General features: G+C 64.6%; 17 protein-coding genes. 2 read left to right on the top strand and 15 right to left on the bottom strand.

The window, feature by feature from the left end:
* Positions 1-8: 8 nt before the first annotated feature.
* From ABIE53_RS08660 to ABIE53_RS08635, 6 genes are all read right to left on the bottom strand, one after another.
* Positions 9-800, bottom strand: coding sequence for an ABC transporter ATP-binding protein (locus ABIE53_RS08660; RefSeq protein ID WP_107708412.1), 792 nt, complete (start codon positions 798-800; stop codon positions 9-11).
* Positions 801-844: 44 nt separating this feature from the next.
* Positions 845-1,558 (bottom strand): ABC transporter permease, encoded by a 714-nt coding sequence (locus ABIE53_RS08655; protein WP_107708414.1) that lies wholly within the window; start codon positions 1,556-1,558, stop codon positions 845-847.
* A gap of 4 nt (positions 1,559-1,562) precedes the next feature.
* Positions 1,563-2,252, bottom strand: coding sequence for an ABC transporter permease (locus ABIE53_RS08650; RefSeq protein WP_006051097.1), 690 nt, complete (start codon positions 2,250-2,252; stop codon positions 1,563-1,565).
* 325 nt (positions 2,253-2,577) lie between these two features.
* Positions 2,578-3,531 (bottom strand): patatin-like phospholipase family protein, encoded by a 954-nt coding sequence (locus tag ABIE53_RS08645; RefSeq protein WP_006051098.1) that lies wholly within the window; start codon positions 3,529-3,531, stop codon positions 2,578-2,580.
* Positions 3,532-3,578: 47 nt separating this feature from the next.
* Positions 3,579-4,130 (bottom strand): outer membrane protein assembly factor BamE domain-containing protein, encoded by a 552-nt coding sequence (gene bamE, locus ABIE53_RS08640; protein WP_107708417.1) that lies wholly within the window; start codon positions 4,128-4,130, stop codon positions 3,579-3,581.
* 611 nt (positions 4,131-4,741) lie between these two features.
* Positions 4,742-5,719 (bottom strand): ABC transporter substrate-binding protein, encoded by a 978-nt coding sequence (locus ABIE53_RS08635; protein ID WP_107708420.1) that lies wholly within the window; start codon positions 5,717-5,719, stop codon positions 4,742-4,744.
* Between the two features lie 179 nt (positions 5,720-5,898).
* Between ABIE53_RS08635 and ABIE53_RS08630 the strand changes: the two genes are divergently transcribed.
* The gene (locus ABIE53_RS08630; protein WP_107708422.1) at positions 5,899-6,864 is read left to right on the top strand and encodes a LysR family transcriptional regulator; all 966 of its coding nucleotides are present in this window, start codon (positions 5,899-5,901) and stop codon (positions 6,862-6,864) included.
* Here the strand turns inward: ABIE53_RS08630 and ABIE53_RS08625 are convergent.
* The 4 genes from ABIE53_RS08625 to ABIE53_RS08610 form a co-directional block, all read right to left on the bottom strand.
* Positions 6,852-8,453 carry a rhodanese-related sulfurtransferase gene (locus ABIE53_RS08625; RefSeq protein WP_107708424.1) on the bottom strand — a complete coding sequence of 534 codons (1,602 nt, stop codon included), beginning with the start codon at positions 8,451-8,453 and terminating at the stop codon, positions 6,852-6,854. The genes ABIE53_RS08630 and ABIE53_RS08625 overlap by 13 nt on opposite strands.
* The gene (locus ABIE53_RS08620; RefSeq protein WP_107708522.1) at positions 8,450-9,058 is read right to left on the bottom strand and encodes a cysteine dioxygenase family protein; all 609 of its coding nucleotides are present in this window, start codon (positions 9,056-9,058) and stop codon (positions 8,450-8,452) included. The genes ABIE53_RS08625 and ABIE53_RS08620 overlap by 4 nt, the downstream gene beginning before the upstream one ends.
* 193 nt (positions 9,059-9,251) lie before the next feature.
* A complete protein-coding gene (locus ABIE53_RS08615; protein WP_244230978.1) occupies positions 9,252-10,100 on the bottom strand; it encodes a class II aldolase/adducin family protein in 849 nt (282 codons plus the stop codon).
* 11 nt (positions 10,101-10,111) lie between these two features.
* The gene (locus tag ABIE53_RS08610) at positions 10,112-11,188 is read right to left on the bottom strand and encodes an LLM class flavin-dependent oxidoreductase (RefSeq protein ID WP_107708426.1); all 1,077 of its coding nucleotides are present in this window, start codon (positions 11,186-11,188) and stop codon (positions 10,112-10,114) included.
* A 316-nt stretch (positions 11,189-11,504) separates the two neighbouring features.
* Here ABIE53_RS08610 and ABIE53_RS08605 point away from each other — a divergent pair, with 316 nt between their 5' ends.
* Positions 11,505-12,500, top strand: a complete 996-nt coding sequence (locus ABIE53_RS08605) for an LLM class flavin-dependent oxidoreductase (protein ID WP_006051107.1) — start codon at positions 11,505-11,507, stop codon at positions 12,498-12,500.
* A gap of 64 nt (positions 12,501-12,564) precedes the next feature.
* Here the strand turns inward: ABIE53_RS08605 and ABIE53_RS08600 are convergent, their stop codons facing one another.
* From ABIE53_RS08600 to ABIE53_RS08580, 5 genes are all read right to left on the bottom strand, one after another.
* Positions 12,565-13,335: an alpha/beta hydrolase gene (locus ABIE53_RS08600; RefSeq protein WP_107708428.1), complete on the bottom strand. Its 771-nt coding sequence runs from the start codon at positions 13,333-13,335 to the stop codon at positions 12,565-12,567.
* Between the two features lie 165 nt (positions 13,336-13,500).
* A complete protein-coding gene (locus ABIE53_RS08595; RefSeq protein WP_107708430.1) occupies positions 13,501-14,904 on the bottom strand; it encodes an NAD-dependent succinate-semialdehyde dehydrogenase in 1,404 nt (467 codons plus the stop codon).
* Positions 14,905-15,001: 97 nt separating this feature from the next.
* Positions 15,002-15,808, bottom strand: coding sequence for a helix-turn-helix transcriptional regulator (locus ABIE53_RS08590; RefSeq protein WP_029969150.1), 807 nt, complete (start codon positions 15,806-15,808; stop codon positions 15,002-15,004).
* 387 nt (positions 15,809-16,195) lie between these two features.
* Entirely contained in the window at positions 16,196-17,353 is a 1,158-nt protein-coding gene (locus ABIE53_RS08585; RefSeq protein WP_107708432.1) for an alkene reductase, read from the bottom strand.
* Positions 17,354-17,515: 162 nt separating this feature from the next.
* Positions 17,516-18,205, bottom strand: a complete 690-nt coding sequence (locus tag ABIE53_RS08580) for a type 1 glutamine amidotransferase domain-containing protein (protein ID WP_107708526.1) — start codon at positions 18,203-18,205, stop codon at positions 17,516-17,518.
* Positions 18,206-18,269: the final 64 nt, after the last annotated feature.

Raw genomic sequence — 18,269 nt, 5'->3', positions numbered from 1 at the left:
GGCGCGCGTTACTTCAGGCTGCCGGAGAGGAACTGCTTGAGCCGCTCGCTGCGCGGCGCGCTCAGCACTTCGGCGGGCAAGCCTTCTTCTTCCGTGCGGCCTTGATGCAGGAACATCACATGGTTCGACACGTTGCGCGCAAAACCCATTTCGTGGGTGACGACGATCATCGTGCGCCCTTCTTCCGCGAGCTTCTGCATGACCTTCAACACTTCGCCGACGAGTTCGGGATCGAGCGCCGAAGTCGGCTCGTCGAACAGCATCACATCGGGATTCATCGCGAGCGCGCGGGCAATCGCCACGCGCTGCTGCTGACCGCCGGACAGATGCGCCGGATACTGTTTTTCGACGCGCGGCGCGAGGCCCACCTTCTCGAGATATTCGCGCGCGCGCTCTTCGGCTTCGCGACGCGGCAGGCCGAGCACGTGAATCGGCGCCTCGACGACGTTCTCGATCACGTTCATATGCGCCCACAAATTGAAGTGCTGGAACACCATCGCGAGTTTCGTGCGAATGCGTTGCAACTGCTTGTGATCCGCGACTTCGAGATTGCCCGCGCGGTCGGCCTTCGTCTTGACCGCTTCGCCGTCGACGACAATCTGCCCCGCGTTCGGCCGCTCGAGAAAATTAATGCAGCGCAGGAAGGTGCTCTTGCCCGAACCGCTCGCGCCGATGATGCTGATCACGTCGCCCTTGTTCGCGTTCAGCGACACGCCCTTGAGCACTTCGTTGTCGCCGTAGCGCTTGTGGATGTCCTGCACGGCGAGCTTGCAAGCCTGGGTTTGCGTGGTGTGGAGCAAGGTGCTCTCCCTTTGAAAATACGATCGAACTTGCGACGGCGCGCTCAATGCGTGCGGACCGCCAGATAACCGAGCCAGTGACGCTCGGCGCGGCGGAACAGCGCGACGAGAGCAAACGACACCACGAGGTAGATCAACGCCGCGAGGCCGAATGCGTCGAACGAACGATAGGTTGCCGAATTCGCGTCGCGCGCCACCTTCAGGATATCCGGCACGGTAGCCGTGAACGCGACGGTGGTCGCGTGCAGCATCAGGATCACTTCGTTACTGTACAACGGCAAGGCGCGGCGCAGCGCGGACGGTATCACAATGCGGCGGTACATCGTGAACCAGCTCATGCCATAGGCACGGGCCGCTTCCACTTCGCCATGCGAGGTCGAACGAATCGCGCCGGCGAAGATCTCCGTGGTGTACGCGCAGGTGTTCAGCGCGAAAGCGAGAATCGCGCAGTGAAAGCCGCTGCGGAAAAACGCATCCAGCAGTTCATGCGAACGCACGAATTCGAGGCTGTACATGCCGGTGTAGATAAGCAGCAGTTGCACGTACAGCGGCGTGCCGCGAAATACATACGTGTAGAGACGCACGGGCGTCGACAGCCAGCGCTTTTTCGACACGCGCGCGACCGCGAGCGGAATCGCAAGACAAAAGCCGATGCCGACGGACACGACCAGCAGCCACAACGTGACCGCGAGGCCGGACATGCGCTGGCCGTCCCAGTAGAGAAACGCGCGCCAGAAGTCGTTGAGAATGTCGATCATGGTCTTAAAGCTCCGCGTGCCGGACGCCGATCGAATAGCGGCGTTCCAGCCAGATCAGCGCGAGGTTCGAGACGGTCGTCAGCGCGAGATAGATGAGCGCCGCGATCAGGATGAAGAAGAACATGTTGAAGGTGCTTTTGCCCGCGTCCTGCGCGGCCTTGACGACATCCGCGAGACCGATGATCGACACCAGCGCCGTCGCTTTCACCAGCACCTGCCAGTTGTTGCCGATGCCGGGCAGCGCGAAACGCATCATCTGCGGAAAGAGAATGCGCGCGAACACGCGCACGCCGCTCATGCCGTAGGCGCTGCCCGCTTCGAGCTGGCCGCGCGGCACGGCGAGAAACGCGCCGCGAAACGTCTCGGTGAAATACGCGCCGTAAATGAAGCCGAGCGTCAGCACGCCGGCGACGAATGGGTCGATGTCGAACTGCGCCACATCGAGCGCGTCGGTCAGATTGTTGACCGCGATCTGGATGCTGTAGAAAAGCAGCAGCATCAGCACGAGGTCGGGCACCGAGCGGATCAAGGTCGTGTAGCCGGTGGCGAGCGCGCGCAACGGCCGGTTGAGGGAGAGTTTCGCCGCCGCGCCCGCGAGGCCGAGCAGCACGGCGGCCGCGAGCGACAGCACCGACAGTTCGACCGTCTGGATCGTGCCGGCCAGCAGGACCGGACCAAAGCCGTATAGCACCACGCGTGTCTCCATCCAGTTTGGTTTGAGAACGCCTCGATGCAGCCGGCTCGTCGGACCCCGGCTCATCAGGCATGGCGCGGAGTCTCCCAAGCGAAAATTAATTTCTCAAAGGCCGACGCAAAGTTTGCTGCGCCGCAACAGGGTACGCGGAAAGCGCCGGGCGGCTCGCGGCGCTTGGTGTTGGGGGACGCGGCGGGATGCAGTCACCAGCGTGGCGCGGACGCGCCGCCGCGATTTAGCAAGTTTGAGGTCGCTTTTTCGATAGACGGCGCGCGCTTCGCGCAAGGCGAAGCGCGGCCGTGCGAAGACCAGGAGCGGGCCGCCGCTAGTCCATGCCGAGCCGCGCGCGGATCGCGGGCAGCATGTATTCGACCGCCGCGCGCCCTTCCTCGATGGCCGGCGCCGCGCGATGAAAATCGAAGATGCCCATGCCGCCCAGGCGCGGCTGGATCAGGATGTCCGCGGGCTCGCCCGCGAGGCGGCTGCGCGTGATCCGCACCTGCATGATGTCGATGCTTTGCGCGATCGAACTCAGCATGGACGGCACGCGCGCGCTCGGCGCGGGCGGCACGCGCACGTCGTCGGTCGCGCGCTCTTCGGCGGGCGCGAGCCAGCGCGGCCAGGGCTTGCCGTTGCGGCGCATCGAAACGGGCGTCGGTGCGTTCGGATCGATGGCGGGCGTGTCCACGACCGCGCCGCCGAAATCGCGTCCGTTGAGAATGTCGTTGTTCAGATCGACGGCAATCACGCAGTCGGCCCGCATGCCGCGCGCGACCGACACCGGCACCGGATTGCTCAACCCGCCGTCGACGAGCCATACGCCGTTGTGCCAAACCGGCGTGAAAATGCCGGGAATCGCAATCGACGCACGCACCGCGTCGACCACGCTGCCGTCCTGCAGCCAGCTTTCGCGGCCGGTGTCGAGTTCGGTGGCGACGGCGGCGAACGGCATGTTCAGTTGCGCGATGGACCGGCCGTTGAATTTGTCGGCGAATAACTGGATCACCTTGCGCCCGCCAAGCAGACCGCCGGACAAACGCAAGTCGAGCAGGCGCACGACCGTCTGCCACGTGAGCCGCGACACCCACTCCTCGAGCCAGTCCAGATCGCCGTTCGCATAGACGGCGCCGACCAGCGCGCCAATCGACGTGCCGCATACCACGTCGGGCTTGATGCCCGCGTCGTGCAGCGCGCGGATCGCGCCGATATGCGCCCAGCCGCGCGCGGCGCCGCCTCCCAACACCAGCCCGATACGGCTGTATCGACGTCGACGTATCATGATGCCCCCCGTCTTTCTTCGTCTGCTTCTCGTTGTTTACAGCGTTTCTAGCGCCCGCGCATGACGTCCGAACGCGATGTCGTGTACACCGTGTGATTCTGGTCGAAGTGCACGTTGAAAATGCCTTCTTCCGTCACGCCGCCCTCGCGCCACTTCCAGCTCCACACCGTTTCCGGCTTGAGCGGAAACACCGCGACCTGACCCGGTTTGCCGAGCAGCCGCCGCACTTCGTCCTCGCTCATGCCGATGCGGATCTTGCCGAAGTTCGCCGCGGTCAGCACTTGCGTGATGGATTGCAGTTTACCGTCCCGGTCAATGTCCACCATGTACGTATTCATACCTTGCGGACCACGTGGATACTCGAAGCGCTTCGAGCCGTCCGTAAAGGTGCGTTCGGTTTCGGGCTTGCCCATCTGCTCGCGGATCTGCGCTTCGGTCGTGACGCCCGGCGTCATGTCCTTGAGCAGCAGCGCGTCGGGCTTGACGGCGTTAAACAGGTCCTTGATTTTTTGCACGGCGTGCTCGCTCTGTTGGTCGTCGCACGCGGTGACCACGAGGCATGCAGCCAGCATGGCGACAAGAGGCAGTTTCAGGCTCACAGCAAATTTCCTGTAGCGATGCGGACGCGAATGACCGCATCGGTCGTGTAGTGATTCCCCGCTGGATTTCCCGCTCGACATCCGCTGGACGTTCCTTAGGGCGCGCTACAGGATAACCGCGTGACGCAAAAACCGCGAGCGCGCACACGGCGCGCAAAGACACGGCGAAACCGGCCTCGCAGGCGAAAAATGCAGGACGTAAAGCGCTTTTCCGACGATGACGCCCTCTGCGCGCCAATTATTGCAAAGCGCAACAGACGCAACAGAAAGCAAAAAGGCGACGCTGTGCAAAGCGTCGCCCATGCCGGACGGCAGTGAAGCGATGGTCGTGACGGCGGGTACGGTCAGTACGCCGGTCTTGAAGATGTGCGAAAACCGCGTGAAGGACGACGCGCAGCGGTCCGTTCCGGCGCGGCGATGAACGGCCTTGGCCGTACACCTTGCGCCATCGCCGGAAGTGGCGAACCGCTGCTTGACTGGCCGCCCTGGTCCCCTCAATAAGCCTTCCAAGTGACGTTAATCTAACGGGATTGGAAGCGCTAGACGAGAGCGCGTTTACACCGAATTTGCAGAGGATTTCGCGGCGCTGTCAGTGGCACCGCGGGACGCGGTCAGGGCAACGGGAAACTGCGGTCGAAACTTGCACGCACATCCAGATGCGCGCGAATCACGTTGGCCGCTTCGTAGGTGTCCGCGGTGCGCTGCTGCGCGGCCACGACCGTATCGTCGATTGCGACCGGATGCACCTGGCCGCGCTGATAGACCGTCTTCAACACATCGGTGGGCAAGCCCGTGACGCGCGATTGCATCGCCGCGACTTCGTCGGGATGCGTGAGCGCCCAGCGCTGGCCGATCGCCACGCGCCGCAGGAAGTCCGCCAATTGCGCGCGTTTGCCGGCAATCGCGGCCTCGGTCGCGACCTGATAGCTGAGCCCTTCCGACAAACCCACGCCGTTCGCGATGATGCGGTCGTGATCGCGCGACTCGCCGAGCGCCGTGTACGGGTCCCACACCGACCACGCGTCGACGCTGCCGGACGCGAGCGCGGCCTTGGCGTCGGCGGGCGCGAGGAACACGAACGCGACGTCGCTTGCGGACAGGTTGGCCTTTTTCAGCGCGGCGAGCGCGAGATAGTGGCCGATGGAGCCGCGCGTCGTCGCGAGACGCTTGCCCTTCAGACCCGCGACGTCCGTGAGCGGCGAATGCGGACCGACGACGATCGCCAGATCGAGCGGATTCGAGCGCGTCGCGGCGACCGCCCTCACCCGCGCGCCCGCTGCGAGCGCGAAAACGAGCGGCGCGTCGCCGAGGCCGCCGACGTCCACCGCGCCCGCGTTCAATGCTTCGCCAAGCGGCTGCGCTGCCGGAAAATTGAACCATTCGATCTTGTACGGCAGGTCTTTCAGTTGGCCGGACGCTTCGAGAATGCCGCGCGTCTGCAACGACTGATCGCCGACCTTGAGCACGGGTAAGTCGGCCGCGGCGGCGGGCATCGCGCAGAACACCAACATCGCGGGAATGGCCACGATAATTGCGGCAAGCGGTTTGACAAGTGCCCGAGGCACGACGGAGAAAATCGCAAAAGACATGATGAGGATGACGTTCCAGGAAGGTGTCGAGCAATAGATTCGACGACGATAAGCGAGCGTCTTGTATAAGACAAACGCATTATCGTGCTAAGCAAATATGCGAATTTTTGTTGCTTGCAAAGTATGCGGGAACAGCGATGCAGGTATCATCGGGCGCACGAACCACCTCATCGCTCATCATGAAGATCGACGAAATCGACGCCTACGTCACCGTTATTCGCTGTCAGTCGCTGCAGCAGGCGGCGCTCTCGCTCGGGCTCACGCAACCGGCCATCACGCGCCGTCTGCAGAATTTCGAGGAAGCGCTCGGCGTCGAATTGCTCGACCGCAACACGCGTCCGCTGAAGGCGACCGCGACCGGCCGGATCGTCTACGAGCAATGCCGCGCGATTCAGCGCGAACTCGACGTGCTGCGCGAAATGGTCGCGACCGACACGCCGCCCACCGGCACGCTGCGCGTGGGCGTCGCGCAGACCATCGCCGACGTCGCGCTCGGCGACGCGCTGCGGGCGGTGAAAGACGCCTACCCCGATTTGCAGGCGCGCGCGTCGACCGGCTGGGGCGGCCAGTTGCTCGAACGGCTGCAAGACGGCGAACTGGATGTCGCCGCGATCCTGCTCCCGGCCAACAAAACCTTCGACGACACGCTGTCGGCGCGCTCGCTCGGCCGCATCAAACTCGCAGTGGTCGCGCGCAAGGGTTTGCTCACGAAACGCGCGCATACGCTCGCGCAGTGTCAGTCGATTGGCTGGGTGTTGAATCCGGACGGCTGCGGCTTCCGCGACGGTCTGCAACGCGCGCTGACGGGTCTCGGTCTCGCGCTCAAGCTGAATCTGGAAACGCTCGGCACGGAGTTGCAGTTGCAACTCGTGGCGGACGGTCATGGTCTTGGGCTCGTGCCGCTGCCGCTCTTCAATGCGAGCGCCTATGCCGACAGGCTCGACGTGGTGTCGGTCAGCGACTTCAAGCCGCTCATCGACATCTGGCTCGTGCAGCCGCGCGCGCTCGGCAAATTGCAGCAGCCGGTGGAGCGGTTCGGCGCGGCGATCGCGCGGCAATTCAAGGACACGCGCGCAGCCGCGGGCGCGCGTCGTCAGTCGCCGTCCCTGTCCCCGCGATCCGCCGAACCCCGTCAGATCACATGAAAACCATGCGTGCCGTCGCGAGCCAGTTGCGCGACGAGCCCGTATTCCCACTCGAGATAGGCATTCATCGCTTCGCGCGCGTTATCGGTGCCCTCATAAGGACGCCGGTAACGGTCGATGCGCGGTGACGCCAGCCGCGTCTCGCCGCTTTCCACCGGCAGGCCCGCTTCGATCCACGCCGCCGTGCCGCCCGTCAGCACCTGCACCGGCTTGCCGGCGAGCGCCGCCACGTCGGGCGCGGCGAAGCGCGCGAGCAGACTGCTGCCGCACGTCAGCACATAGCGGCGCGCGTCCGGCAGCTTGTGCAATGCCGTCTCGAGCTGGCTGCGGATCACGAACCACGCGCCCGGTATGTGGCGCTTCACGTAGTTCGCGCTGCTCGTGAAGTCGAGCACCACCGTGCCCGGCGACTGAAGCAGCGCGGCCAGTTCGGCGGGGGCGATTTCATCGGCGTCGGGCGGCTGCGGGGCCAGGCGCGCCGCGGGCGCCGCGCCCTTTTCCGCGAAGTCGGCGGCCGTCAAACCGTCGACCACATAGACCTCGATGTTCATCTGCGCGAGCCACGACGCGGTCATGTTCGCGCGCACGCCGTCGCTGTCCGCGAGAATCACGCGTGCGCCGCGCACCGGCGCGAACATTTCGGTTTCCTGCACAAGCTGGCCGCCTGGCGCAGAACGAAAGCCCGGCACGTGGCCCGCTTCGTATTCCTCCGGCGTGCGTACGTCGAAGCGGTACACGGTGCGCACCGCTTCGTCGGCCCAGCGGCGCGCTTCATCGCGTGACGTGCGGCCCACTTTCGCACGGTCGGCGACGGCGCGCGCGCCATCGGCTGCGATGAGACGCAACGCGTCGTCGACGACGGGACCTGGCCGCCGCGAACTGCCGTGCGCGAGCGGCTGCCCCGCGAGCGTCCAGCCGATGGTGCCGTTGCGCAGCGCGGCAACCGGGTTCGGCAAACCCGCGTTGATCAGCGACTGCGCGCCGATGATGCTGCGCGTGCGCCCCGCGCAATTGACGATGATCCGCGTGGCCGGGTCCGGCGCCAGTTCGCGCGCGCGCAGCACGAGTTCCGCCCCCGGCACGCTGATGCTGCCGGGAATGTTCATGGTCTGGTATTCATCGAAACGGCGCGCGTCGAGCACGACCATGTTCTCTTCGCGGTCGAGCAGCGCCTGCACCTGCTGTGCCGGGAGCGACGGCGTGTGGCGCACGCTTTCGACCAGTTCGCCGAACGCCTTGCTCGGCACGTTGACGTCCTGGAACAACTCGCCGCCGGCTTTGCGCCAGCCTTGCAGGCCGCCTTCGAGCAGCGCGACGTCGCTATAGCCGAGGCTTTCGAAACGTTCAGCGGCGCGCGCGGCGAGCCCTTCGCCGTCGTCGAGCACGACGATCGGCACGTCGCGGCGCGGCAAGCGCACCGGTGCATCGAGTTCGAGCCGCGACAGCGGCAGATTCGCGGCAAAGAGCGGATGACTGCGCGCGTGCGGATCTTCCTCGCGCACATCGACGAGCGCGATTTCCTCGCGTTCGAGCAGTGCGCGGCGCACGTCTGCATAAGATCGGGTACGAAAATCTTTCACGAAAGTCATGGGATCGGAGACTCCTTCGACACATTCCAGATGTTCGGCAACACGTCGTTCGAGTAGCCGGACACAAACTTTTTTCGACGGGCGCCGCCCGGGTACACCGAGCGGTTCACTGCGCCGATATTTCCACCGTACACGTGAATGCTGATCGACGTACGGTCACTAAATGCGTTGCTCACGCGATGAATATCGCCGATGCGTGGCGACACGGCATCCACGGCGCCCGCGCCAAGGCGCTCGGGGGCGCCCTCGGCGACGACTTCGCCGTGCGCCGCGACACGGTAACGCTGCGCAATTTCCGCGCCACGCAGCACGCCGATCAAGCCCCAAACCGTGTGGTCGTGAACCGGCGTCGCCTGCCCCGGCCCCCACACGAAACTGACGACCGAAAAGCGCTGCCGCGAGTCGGCGTGCAACAGGTACTGCTGATAGCGCTCGGGATCGGGCCGCGCGAATGCGTCGGGCAGCCAGTCGTCGTGAGCGATCAGTTCACGCAGCGCGGTCGCGCCGGCGTCGAGCAGCGCCGCTTCGGGCGTGTCGCCGTCGACGAGCGCCGCGATCTGGCCGACGAACGTGCGCAGCCGGTCCGGCCGCAGGGTCTGGGTCATCGCTAACATTGAAGGATAGGTCCGAAGATTGATGCGCGCGAGTTCTCTTCGTCTTTTACGCACATCGAGAGAGCATCGCGCGGCAGCGGCGGCCCAAAGCGGTGCAACATCGACCGCGAACGGCTGCCGCCTGCACGACGTGGCGCGCAGCGTCTCGCGAAGAAACGCTGCGCGTGGCATGCGTACGCGCGCTTCAATTCAGCACGTCGGGCTCCGCTTCGACGAGCCCTTCCAGCAGGCTCTGAAACGCGAACAATGCGCCATTCGCGCGGCCCACCTGCTCGTGCGTGAGCTTGGCAACGTCGTGCGGGATACGTTGCGGCGTGCCGGCCGCTTCGGCGAGCAGTTGTGCATGACACGCGTTATCGAGCGCGATGTACCACCACGCGGCCGCCTCGACGCTCGGACCTGCCGTGAGAATGCCGTGGTTCTTGAGGATCACCGCCTTGTGCGTGCCGAGCGACGCCGCGATGCGCGAGCCTTCGCCGGTATCGAGCACGACGCCGCGAAAATCGTCGAACAGCGCGTGGTCCTCGTAGAACGCGCACGAATCCTGCGTCAGCGGATCGAGCGTGCGGCCCAGCGTGGACCACGCCTTGCCGTACAGCGAATGCGTGTGCGCCGCCGCGATGACATCGGGACGCGCCTCGTGAATCGCCGCATGAATCGCAAACGCCGCCTGATTCACGGGCCCGTCGCCCACCACGATCTCGCCTTGCGCATTCACGAGCAGCAGATCCGACACGCGGATGCGGCTGAAATGCTTGCCGAACGGATTGACCCAGAAGTGATCGGTCCATTCCGGATCGCGTGCGGTAATGTGACCGGCGAGCCCCTGATCGAAGCCGTAGCGCGCAAAGAGACGAAACGCGACGGCAAGCCGCTCCTGGCGATAACGGCGCTCGGCGGCGAGATCCGTGCGCGGCGGCACGTCGTCGAACCAGAATTTGCGCAGCGGCGCGTGGCGTTGCAGGGTCGAGAGCGTGCTGGCCGGCGAACGTGCTTCGTCAGCCCGTGGATGCGCGTGAGAAAGGTCGGTCATCGCGGCTCCGTTCACGCGGCCAGCGCAACGCGCGCCACGCGTTCGCGTGTTGCGGGAATCAGTTCGCGGCCATAGTCGATGGCGTCTTCGAGCGGATCGAAGCCGCGCACGAGGAAGGTCGTGACGCCGAGCGCGTAGTACTCGGCGAGCGTGTCGGCGACCTGTTGCGGCGTGCCGACGAGCGCCGTCGAATTCGAACGTCCGCCGATTTCCTTCGCGATGCCGGTCCACAAGCGCTCGTCGGCGCGATCCGATTCGCCCGATGCCGCGAGCAAGCGCCGCGCGCCTTCGCTTTGCGCGGGGCCGCCCACGCCGAGTCCTTGCAGCGCGCGCAGCCGCTTCGTCTCGGCGAGGATGCGCTCGGCGCGCTCCCATGCCGCGCTTTCTGTCGCGGCGAGGATCGGCCTGAACGACACGGAAAAGCGCACGGTGCGCCCGTGCTTCGCGGCCTCGGCACGCACGCGCGTCACCTGCTCGCGCACTTGCGCCTTCGACTCGCCCCATAGCGCGTAGACATCCGCATGACGTCCAGCGATTTCGAGTGCGGGCACCGACGCGCCGCCGAAATACACCGGTATATGCGGCTGCTGAACCGGCTTCACTTCCGAGAAGCCTTGTTCGAAACGATAGTACTGGCCGTGGTGATCGAACGGCTTCGCTTCTGTCCAGAGACGGCGCAGGATCTGCAGATACTCGTCCGTGCGCGCGTAGCGTTCGTCGTGCGAGAGGAAGTCGCCGTCGCGGCGTTGCTCCGCGTCGTCGCCGCCCGAGATGATGTGCACCGCGAGACGGCCGCGCGAATAATGATCGAGCGTCGCCAGTTGCCGCGCGGCGAGCGTCGGCGCCACGAAGCCCGGACGATGCGCGAGCATGAAGTGCACGTTGCTCGTCACGCTCGCGGCGTGCGCGACGGTGAGCAATGCATCGGGGCTCGTCGAATGATGCGGCACGAGAATGCGGTCGAAGCCCGCCGCTTCATGCGCGCGCGCGAACTGTTCGAGATAGCCGACATCGATAACCGGCCCTTGCGGCGCGTGCGTTTCCGATACCTTGCGAGTCTGGATCATGCCGATGAATTCGATGGACACGCGAGTGCCTCCATGAATGATTGCTGCCCGGCGAGGCCGCGGCGTTGCGGGCCGAATGCAATGGCAGTGCATTGTTCGAGGCGTTCACGGTAGCAGGCCGTCATGCGCTTGTTAAATATTGATCGGCCATATCTATATCGAACTTGCATGTAACGGCAGAGGTGCCGGGGAAAGCGTTGCGGCGGTTCAGTGCCCATGATGCCGCCGACAAACCCTTTCGCAAACGTGGACATGCGGGCGTCGCCAGCAGAAAGCCGGAAGCTTTGCGAGAATGCCCCATCGCGTGAAAGCGCCAGAAACAGCAAGCCAACAGACAATGATCCCTTTTTCGGTCCTCGACCTTTCGCCGGTCATCGCGGGCGCCACGCCAGCGGACGCCTTCAGGAACACGCTCGATCTCGCGCAGCACGCCGAGCGGTGGAACTACCGCCGCTTCTGGCTTGCCGAGCATCACAACATGACCGGCATTGCGAGCGCGGCCACTTCGGTCGTGATCGGCTATGTGGCGGGCGGCACGAAGACGATCCGCGTTGGTTCGGGCGGCGTAATGCTGCCGAATCACGCGCCGCTCGTGATCGCCGAACAGTTCGGCACGCTCGAATCGCTTTATCCCGGCCGCATCGACCTGGGACTCGGACGCGCGCCCGGCACCGACCAAAGCACGGCGCGCGCGCTGCGCCGTGACCTGCAAAACAGCGCGGACTCGTTCCCCGACGACGTCGCCGAATTGCAGCGTTATTTCGCGGACCCGGTCGCCGGCCAGCGCATTCGCGCGGTGCCCGGCGCGGGCTTGCATGTGCCGCTGTGGCTGCTCGGGTCGTCGCTTTTCAGCGCGCAGCTTGCGGCGGCGCTCGGCTTGCCGTTTGCATTCGCGTCGCACTTCGCGCCGGATTACATGCTGACGGCGTTGCAGGTTTATCGCGCGCAATTCCGTCCGTCGGAGACGCTCGACAAGCCGTATGCGATGGTCGGCGTGAATCTGTTCGCAGCCGACACCAATGAAGAAGCGCGGCGGCTTTTCACGTCGCTTCAGCAGCAGTTCATCAATTTGCGGCGTGGCACGCCGGGGCAATTGCAGCCGCCGGTGGACCGGGTTGCGGCTTCGGAAATGGAACTGAATTCGGTCGCGCATTCGCTCGCGTGCACGGCGATCGGCGATCGCGATGCGGTGCGCGAGGGCTTGAAGTCGATCATCGAACAGACCGGCGCCGATGAGTTGATGCTCACCGCGCAGATCTATGATCATGAGGCGCGGTTGCGGTCGTTTGAGATTGGGGCGGAGATTTGGGAGGAAATGGCTGGGGGGAAGTGAGGCTTTCGAGGTGTATGAAGACGGCGGTGCGTCGATGCGCCGCCGTTTTGCTTTGGTCGGTTCCTCAGCGGCTGCCCGTTGCAGTGGCCGCCCGCTCGATCACCCGGGCGACTTCTGCCGGATGCGACAGATAGGCGACATGGCTCGACGGAACCTCCACGACCGTGCTCTTCGCGCGGCTCGCCATCCAACGTTCGAGATCGGGATTCACGGTTCGGTCCTGAGTCGCCACGACGGCCCAGCTCGGCTTCGTTTTCCATGCCGGCTGGCTCACCGGCGCGGTGAACGACTCATGCGCCGGCATGACCTGCGAACTCGCCATGAATGCGGCCTCCGCGGCGGGTACGTCGGCAGCGAAGTCGGCTCTGAAGTGCTCTGCGTCGAAGTAGAGGTGGCCATCGTCGGTTGCCTTGATGGCTTTTGTCGCGGCCGGCATTTTCGTCGTCAGGTCCTTGAGGCTTTCGCCCGCATCCGGTTCGAACGCGGCGATGTAGACGAGGCCCGCCACGCGCGCATTGTTGCCCGCCTCGGTAATCACCGCTCCGCCATAACTATGGCCGACGAGGATTGTCGGGCCGTCCTGCGCATCGACGATACGCGTAGTCGCCGCGACGTCTTCCTTGAACGAGGTCTCCGGCTCCTGAACCACCGAGACGTTATAGCCGTCCCGCGTGAGGATCTTCGACACGGCTTGCCAGCCTGAGCCGTCGGCGAAATAGCCGTGAACCAGGACGATGTTCTTGACAGGTGCGGCTTCGGCGAACTGCGTGGCGAATGCGCCGGCGCCAATGGTCAAGGCTGCGGCCAAACGGCGAATCTTGTTGATGGTTTTCATTTTCGACTCCAGAAGCTAACGATGATTGGACAATTGGTTGCAATGGTTCAGCTTGCAGGCTGCCGCCGATGACCCGTTAGCGTACGGGTCATGCGAAAGCCTGCGCGAATGTTTTGGATGCCTTAACGATACGCGAGGTGATCGGGCGAACCGGGGAACGTCGGATCAATCGACGGTCTTGGCCCACACCGCCTGAGCGTTGGTGAACTCGCGCAGACCGAAGTGCGACAGTTCACGGCCGTATCCGCTCTTCTTGACCCCGCCCACCGGAATGCGCGGATTCGAAGCGGAGAAGCCGTTGATAAAGACGCCGCCCGTTTCCAGCCGGCGCGCGATTCGCTGCGCACGGGCGACGTCGCGCGTCCACAGGCTGCCGCCGAGACCGTAGTCGCTCGTGTTGGCAAGTTCGATAGCGTGCTCGGCGTCGTCGGCAACGGTGATTGCGGCGACCGGGCCAAAGGTTTCTTCGTCGAAAGCAGCCATGCCGGGGGCGACATCCGCGAGCACGGTCGGCGCGTAGTAATTCCCGGCGCCTTCCACCTTGCTGCCTCCGAGCAGCAGCGTCGCGCCTGCTTCGATGGTGCGTTGCACCTGCCCGTGCAGCTCGTCGCGCAAGTCGGCGCGCGCCATCGGCCCGATGGTGCTTGCCGGATCGTGCGGATCGCCCGCCACGACCTGACGCGCGGCGGCCACGAACTTGCGCGTGAACTCTTCTGCAACGGGTCGCTCGACAATGAACCGCTTGGCTGCGAGACAAACCTGGCCGGCGTTCTGAAAGCGGGCCTCGATGGCCGCTTTCACGGCCAGATCGATGTTCGCATCGGCCAAGACGATGAAGGCGTCGGCGCCGCCGAGTTCCAGCAGCGTCTTCTTTAGCGCCCGGCCCGCCGTGGATGCGACGGCGGACCCGGCCCGCATGCTGCCGGTCAGCGTGACGGCGGCAACGCGCGGATCTTCGATCACGTGGGCCACGGTTTCGTTATCGGCATTCAGGTTGGCGAAGAGTCCGACCGGGAAGCCGGCGGCTTCATAAGCATCCTGCAACGCGTACGCCGAGCCCATCACATTGGCGGCATGCTTGAGGATGAAGCCGTTGCCCGAGAGCATGATCGGACCCGATGCGCGAATCACCTGCCACAACGGAAAATTCCATGGCATCACGGCGAGAATGGAGCCAATCGGCAGATAGGAGACATGCACCTGATCGTCGCCTTCGACAGGCGCCGGTTCGTCGGCGAGGAAAGCGGGACCATGCTCGGCGATCCAGTCGATCGCGCTGGCGCATTTTGCGACTTCGGCTCGTGCGGCGGCGAGCGTCTTGCCCATCTCCTGAGTAATCAGCGCGGCCAACGCTTCCGAGCGCTCGCGCAACGTCGCGGCCAGGCGGCGGTAAGTTTCCACGCGCACAGCCATGGGCGTCGCGCGCCACAGCCGGTAGGCCGCGGCGTTGTCCTCCAGCATGCGCTCGACTTCGTCGGCGGTCTGAAACGGATAGTGCGCGATGAACTCGCCGGTTGCGGGATTGCGCGACGTTGCGCCGATGGCGGTGGGAAGGTTCAGGTTCGACATGTTTGCCTCGATTGAGTGAAGTGACGAGCAGTGGAAAGTCGCTGCAGTGGTGTCACTTTATGCAAACCGGGGCGGGTCAAGAAGGCGTCTTGTGATCCTATGAGTCGGACTCACTGGCAGAGTGCCGGGGAATGTAAGTCACGAGCGACAGGTCCGGTCTGCCGGTGGGCGTCAACGCAACGTAAGTGAATTCGATGTGGCCGCCGGCTGGATGACGAAGCCGTTTGTCGCCTTCATCGAAACCTTTGACCTCGGTGTCCTGCCACCAGTCGCTGAACTCGGGGCTCAGTTCCGTGAGCTCGTCGATGAGGCTATCGAACGGCGCCTTGTCCGGCGCCTGCGCGCGCGCGGCGCGGAACGCGGAGATCATGCCGCGCGTCATCTGCTCCCAGTCGAGAATCAGCGTGCGATAAGGCTTGTAGAGAAACAGCAGACGCAACGTATTGCGCTCGTGCGGCTCCAGCGATCCATAGTCGACGAACAGGTCGGCAATGGCATCGTTCCACGCCAGAATGTCGAGCCGCGTGTTGCGGACATAGGCCGGAACGTTGATCGAGCGAACCAGTCGTTCGAGGCCTTCGGTGACGCCGCTGCCGGTTGCTACCTGCGAAAGCTCGCGCGATGAAAGCGCGAACAGATGCGCCGACTCCACGGTGTCGAGCTTGAGCACGCGCGAGATTCTGCGCAGCGCATCGGCGGACGGTTGAATGTCGCGGCCCTGTTCGAGCCAGGTGTACCAGCTAACGCTGACGCCCGCGAGTACGGCGACCTCTTCGCGGCGCAGGCCGGGGGTACGGCGGGGGCCGTCGGGCAGGCCGAATTCGGCAGGTTGCAGGCGGCCGCGGCGGCTTGAAAGAAACGCGCCAAGTTCGCGTCGCTGCTCGGCAGAGGGTCTTCTGGACATAGTGTCTCGGTTAACGGCGAATGGGCAGGCGGGCGGACGTGCCGGGCATCGTCGCGAGGCAGCTTACGACCAGCCAACTGACGGCCCGGGCATGCCTTGCTCGACCGGGAATGCGAACACTATCACGGCAAAATGTCCAGGTTGTGCCACGACGACTAGCGGCACTTCATACGAACGCGTCGAAACCGCTCTCGTATGAAGCGCCGCATTTGCGTGATGGCCACGCACAATATCTTGCGCGTGGCCCTGTCGCTGGAAAGTGTGAGTCAACGTTCGCTCAGAACTCCTGGCTCGTGGGACGGCTCGTGGGACGAAGCACGATCTCGTCGATGTCGACGTCGTCGGGCTGCCCGATCGCACAGGCGACGGCCCGCTTCGATCCCTTGCTCATGCGATCACCTCGTCTGCCTGAACGGATAACGATTCCGCGTAGGCCGGATAGTCCGTGAGTCCTTCGTCCCCCCCGCCATACAACGTTGCCGGATTCAGGGCATTGAGCGGCCAGCCGTTCGCGATGCGCTCAGGCAGATCCGGGTTCGCGATGTACGGGCGGCCGAATGCAATCAGGTCCGCAAGGTTCGCTTCGATCAGGCGCGCGCCGCGCTCGGCCGTGTAGCGACCCGCATAGATGATGCGGCCGCTGAACACCCGGCGGACTTCCTCGCGAAACGCCGCCGGCAGATCGGGTGCGTTATCCCAGTCGGCTTCCGCTATTGACACATAGGCCGCACCGGCAGCTTCCAGCACCTTGATTGCCTCGATATACGTGCGATGAGGATCGTCTTCGACGAGCCCGATGTACACGCGATCCTGATCGGTGCTCGTGAACAACGGCGTGAAGCGCACGCCCAGCCGTGCAGGCCCGACCACCGCGGCGACCGCCCCGACGATTTCGCGCAGAAAGCGCAAGCGGTTATGCAGCGAGCCGCCGTACTCGTCCTCACGTTTGTTCGAGTGTGCCGAGATGAACTGATTCACGAGGTAGCCATTGGCCGCGTGAATCTCGACACCGTCGAAGCCCGCACGCAGCGCGTTCTGCGCTGCCTTTGCGTAGTGCCCGACTAACTCGCCGATCTCGGCGACGCTCAACTCGCGTGGCACCGAAGGCTCGACCAGCGTGCCGGTGCCGGGACCGGTCTCGATGAACGCCTTGACCTTCTGTGCCGCGATCGCCGAAGGTGCAACCGGCGCTGCGCCGTAGGGCTGCAACGCGGTATGCGAGACGCGGCCCACATGCCACAACTGCGCGAAGATCACGCCGCCTTCGGCGTGCACCGCGTCGGTCACGCGAGCCCAGCCTTCGACCTGTTCGTCGCTGTAGATGCCGGGCGTCCACGCGTAGCCCTGACCGCGCGGTTCGATCTGCGTTCCCTCGCTGACCATGAAGCCCGCGCCCGCGCGCTGGCCGTAATAGAGCGCGCTCGATGCGGCCGGTATGTCGCCGGGCTGGGCGGCTCTCTGGCGCGTCAGCGGCGGCAGCACGATACGGTTGCGCAAGATGTGCCGCCCGAGCTTGAGCGGCGTGAAGAGTGAAGGATATTCCATGTTCTTTTCGCTCCCGAATGGACCCAGGTCGCACGTTGCGACGGGCTCGATCGAGCCGGCTGCGCGCGATCATGGCGATCCTGCGCGATCAGCTAACTGGCTCTCTGGTGAAAACGCCGCGCGCTTGCCCGAAGGCAACGCGCGTCGGCAGACAGGCGGCTTTTATTGCGCGGCGAGCGCCGGGTGCTGCATCAGAACGGCGGCAGCGGAGGACGACGAAGCCGGGTTTTGTCCGGTAATGAGCAGGCCGTCGGTGACTACATACGGAGCCCAGTCGACGGTCTTCGAATAAATGCCGCCCTTGGCCTTCAGTTCGTCTTCAACGAGGAACGGCACGATCTCGGTGAGGCCCACCGCGGCTTCTTCCGAATTCGTGAAGCCCGTCACCTTCTTGCCTTCGACCAGCGGCTTGCCGTCCGCCGTGGTGACGTGGCGCAGTACGCCCGGTGCATGACACACGAGTGCAACGGGTTTGCCGGCGGCGATGAACGACTGGATCAGCGCGATCGAATGCGAGTCTTCGGCCAGGTCCCACAACGGGCCGTGGCCGCCGGGATAGAACACCGTGTCGAAGTCCGCCTGCGAGACGCTGTCGAGGCGCACGGTTGCCGCGAGTTGCGCTTTGGCCGCCGCGTCGTTTTCAAAGCGGTGTGTCTGGTCGGTCTGATTGGCCGGCTCGTTGCTTTTCGGATCGAGCGGCGGCTGGCCGCCCTGCGGCGAGGCCAGCACGATCTCGGCGCCCGCGTCCTTGAACGTGTAGTAAGGCGCCGCGAGTTCTTCCAGCCAGAAGCCGGTCTTGCGGCCGGTGTTGCCCAATTGATCGTGCGAGGTCAAAACCATCAGTACTTTCATGTCGTTCTCCAATGCGTGATAGGTGAGTTGCGAATTTGAGTTGCGAATTGCCGGCAACGCTGTC

The sequence above is a fragment of the Paraburkholderia sp. OAS925 genome, assembly GCF_040543975.1.
Classification (GTDB): domain Bacteria; phylum Pseudomonadota; class Gammaproteobacteria; order Burkholderiales; family Burkholderiaceae; genus Paraburkholderia; species Paraburkholderia graminis.
The sequence above is the reverse complement of the archived record's forward strand: the minus strand, read 5'-3'. Positions and strand labels throughout refer to the sequence as shown.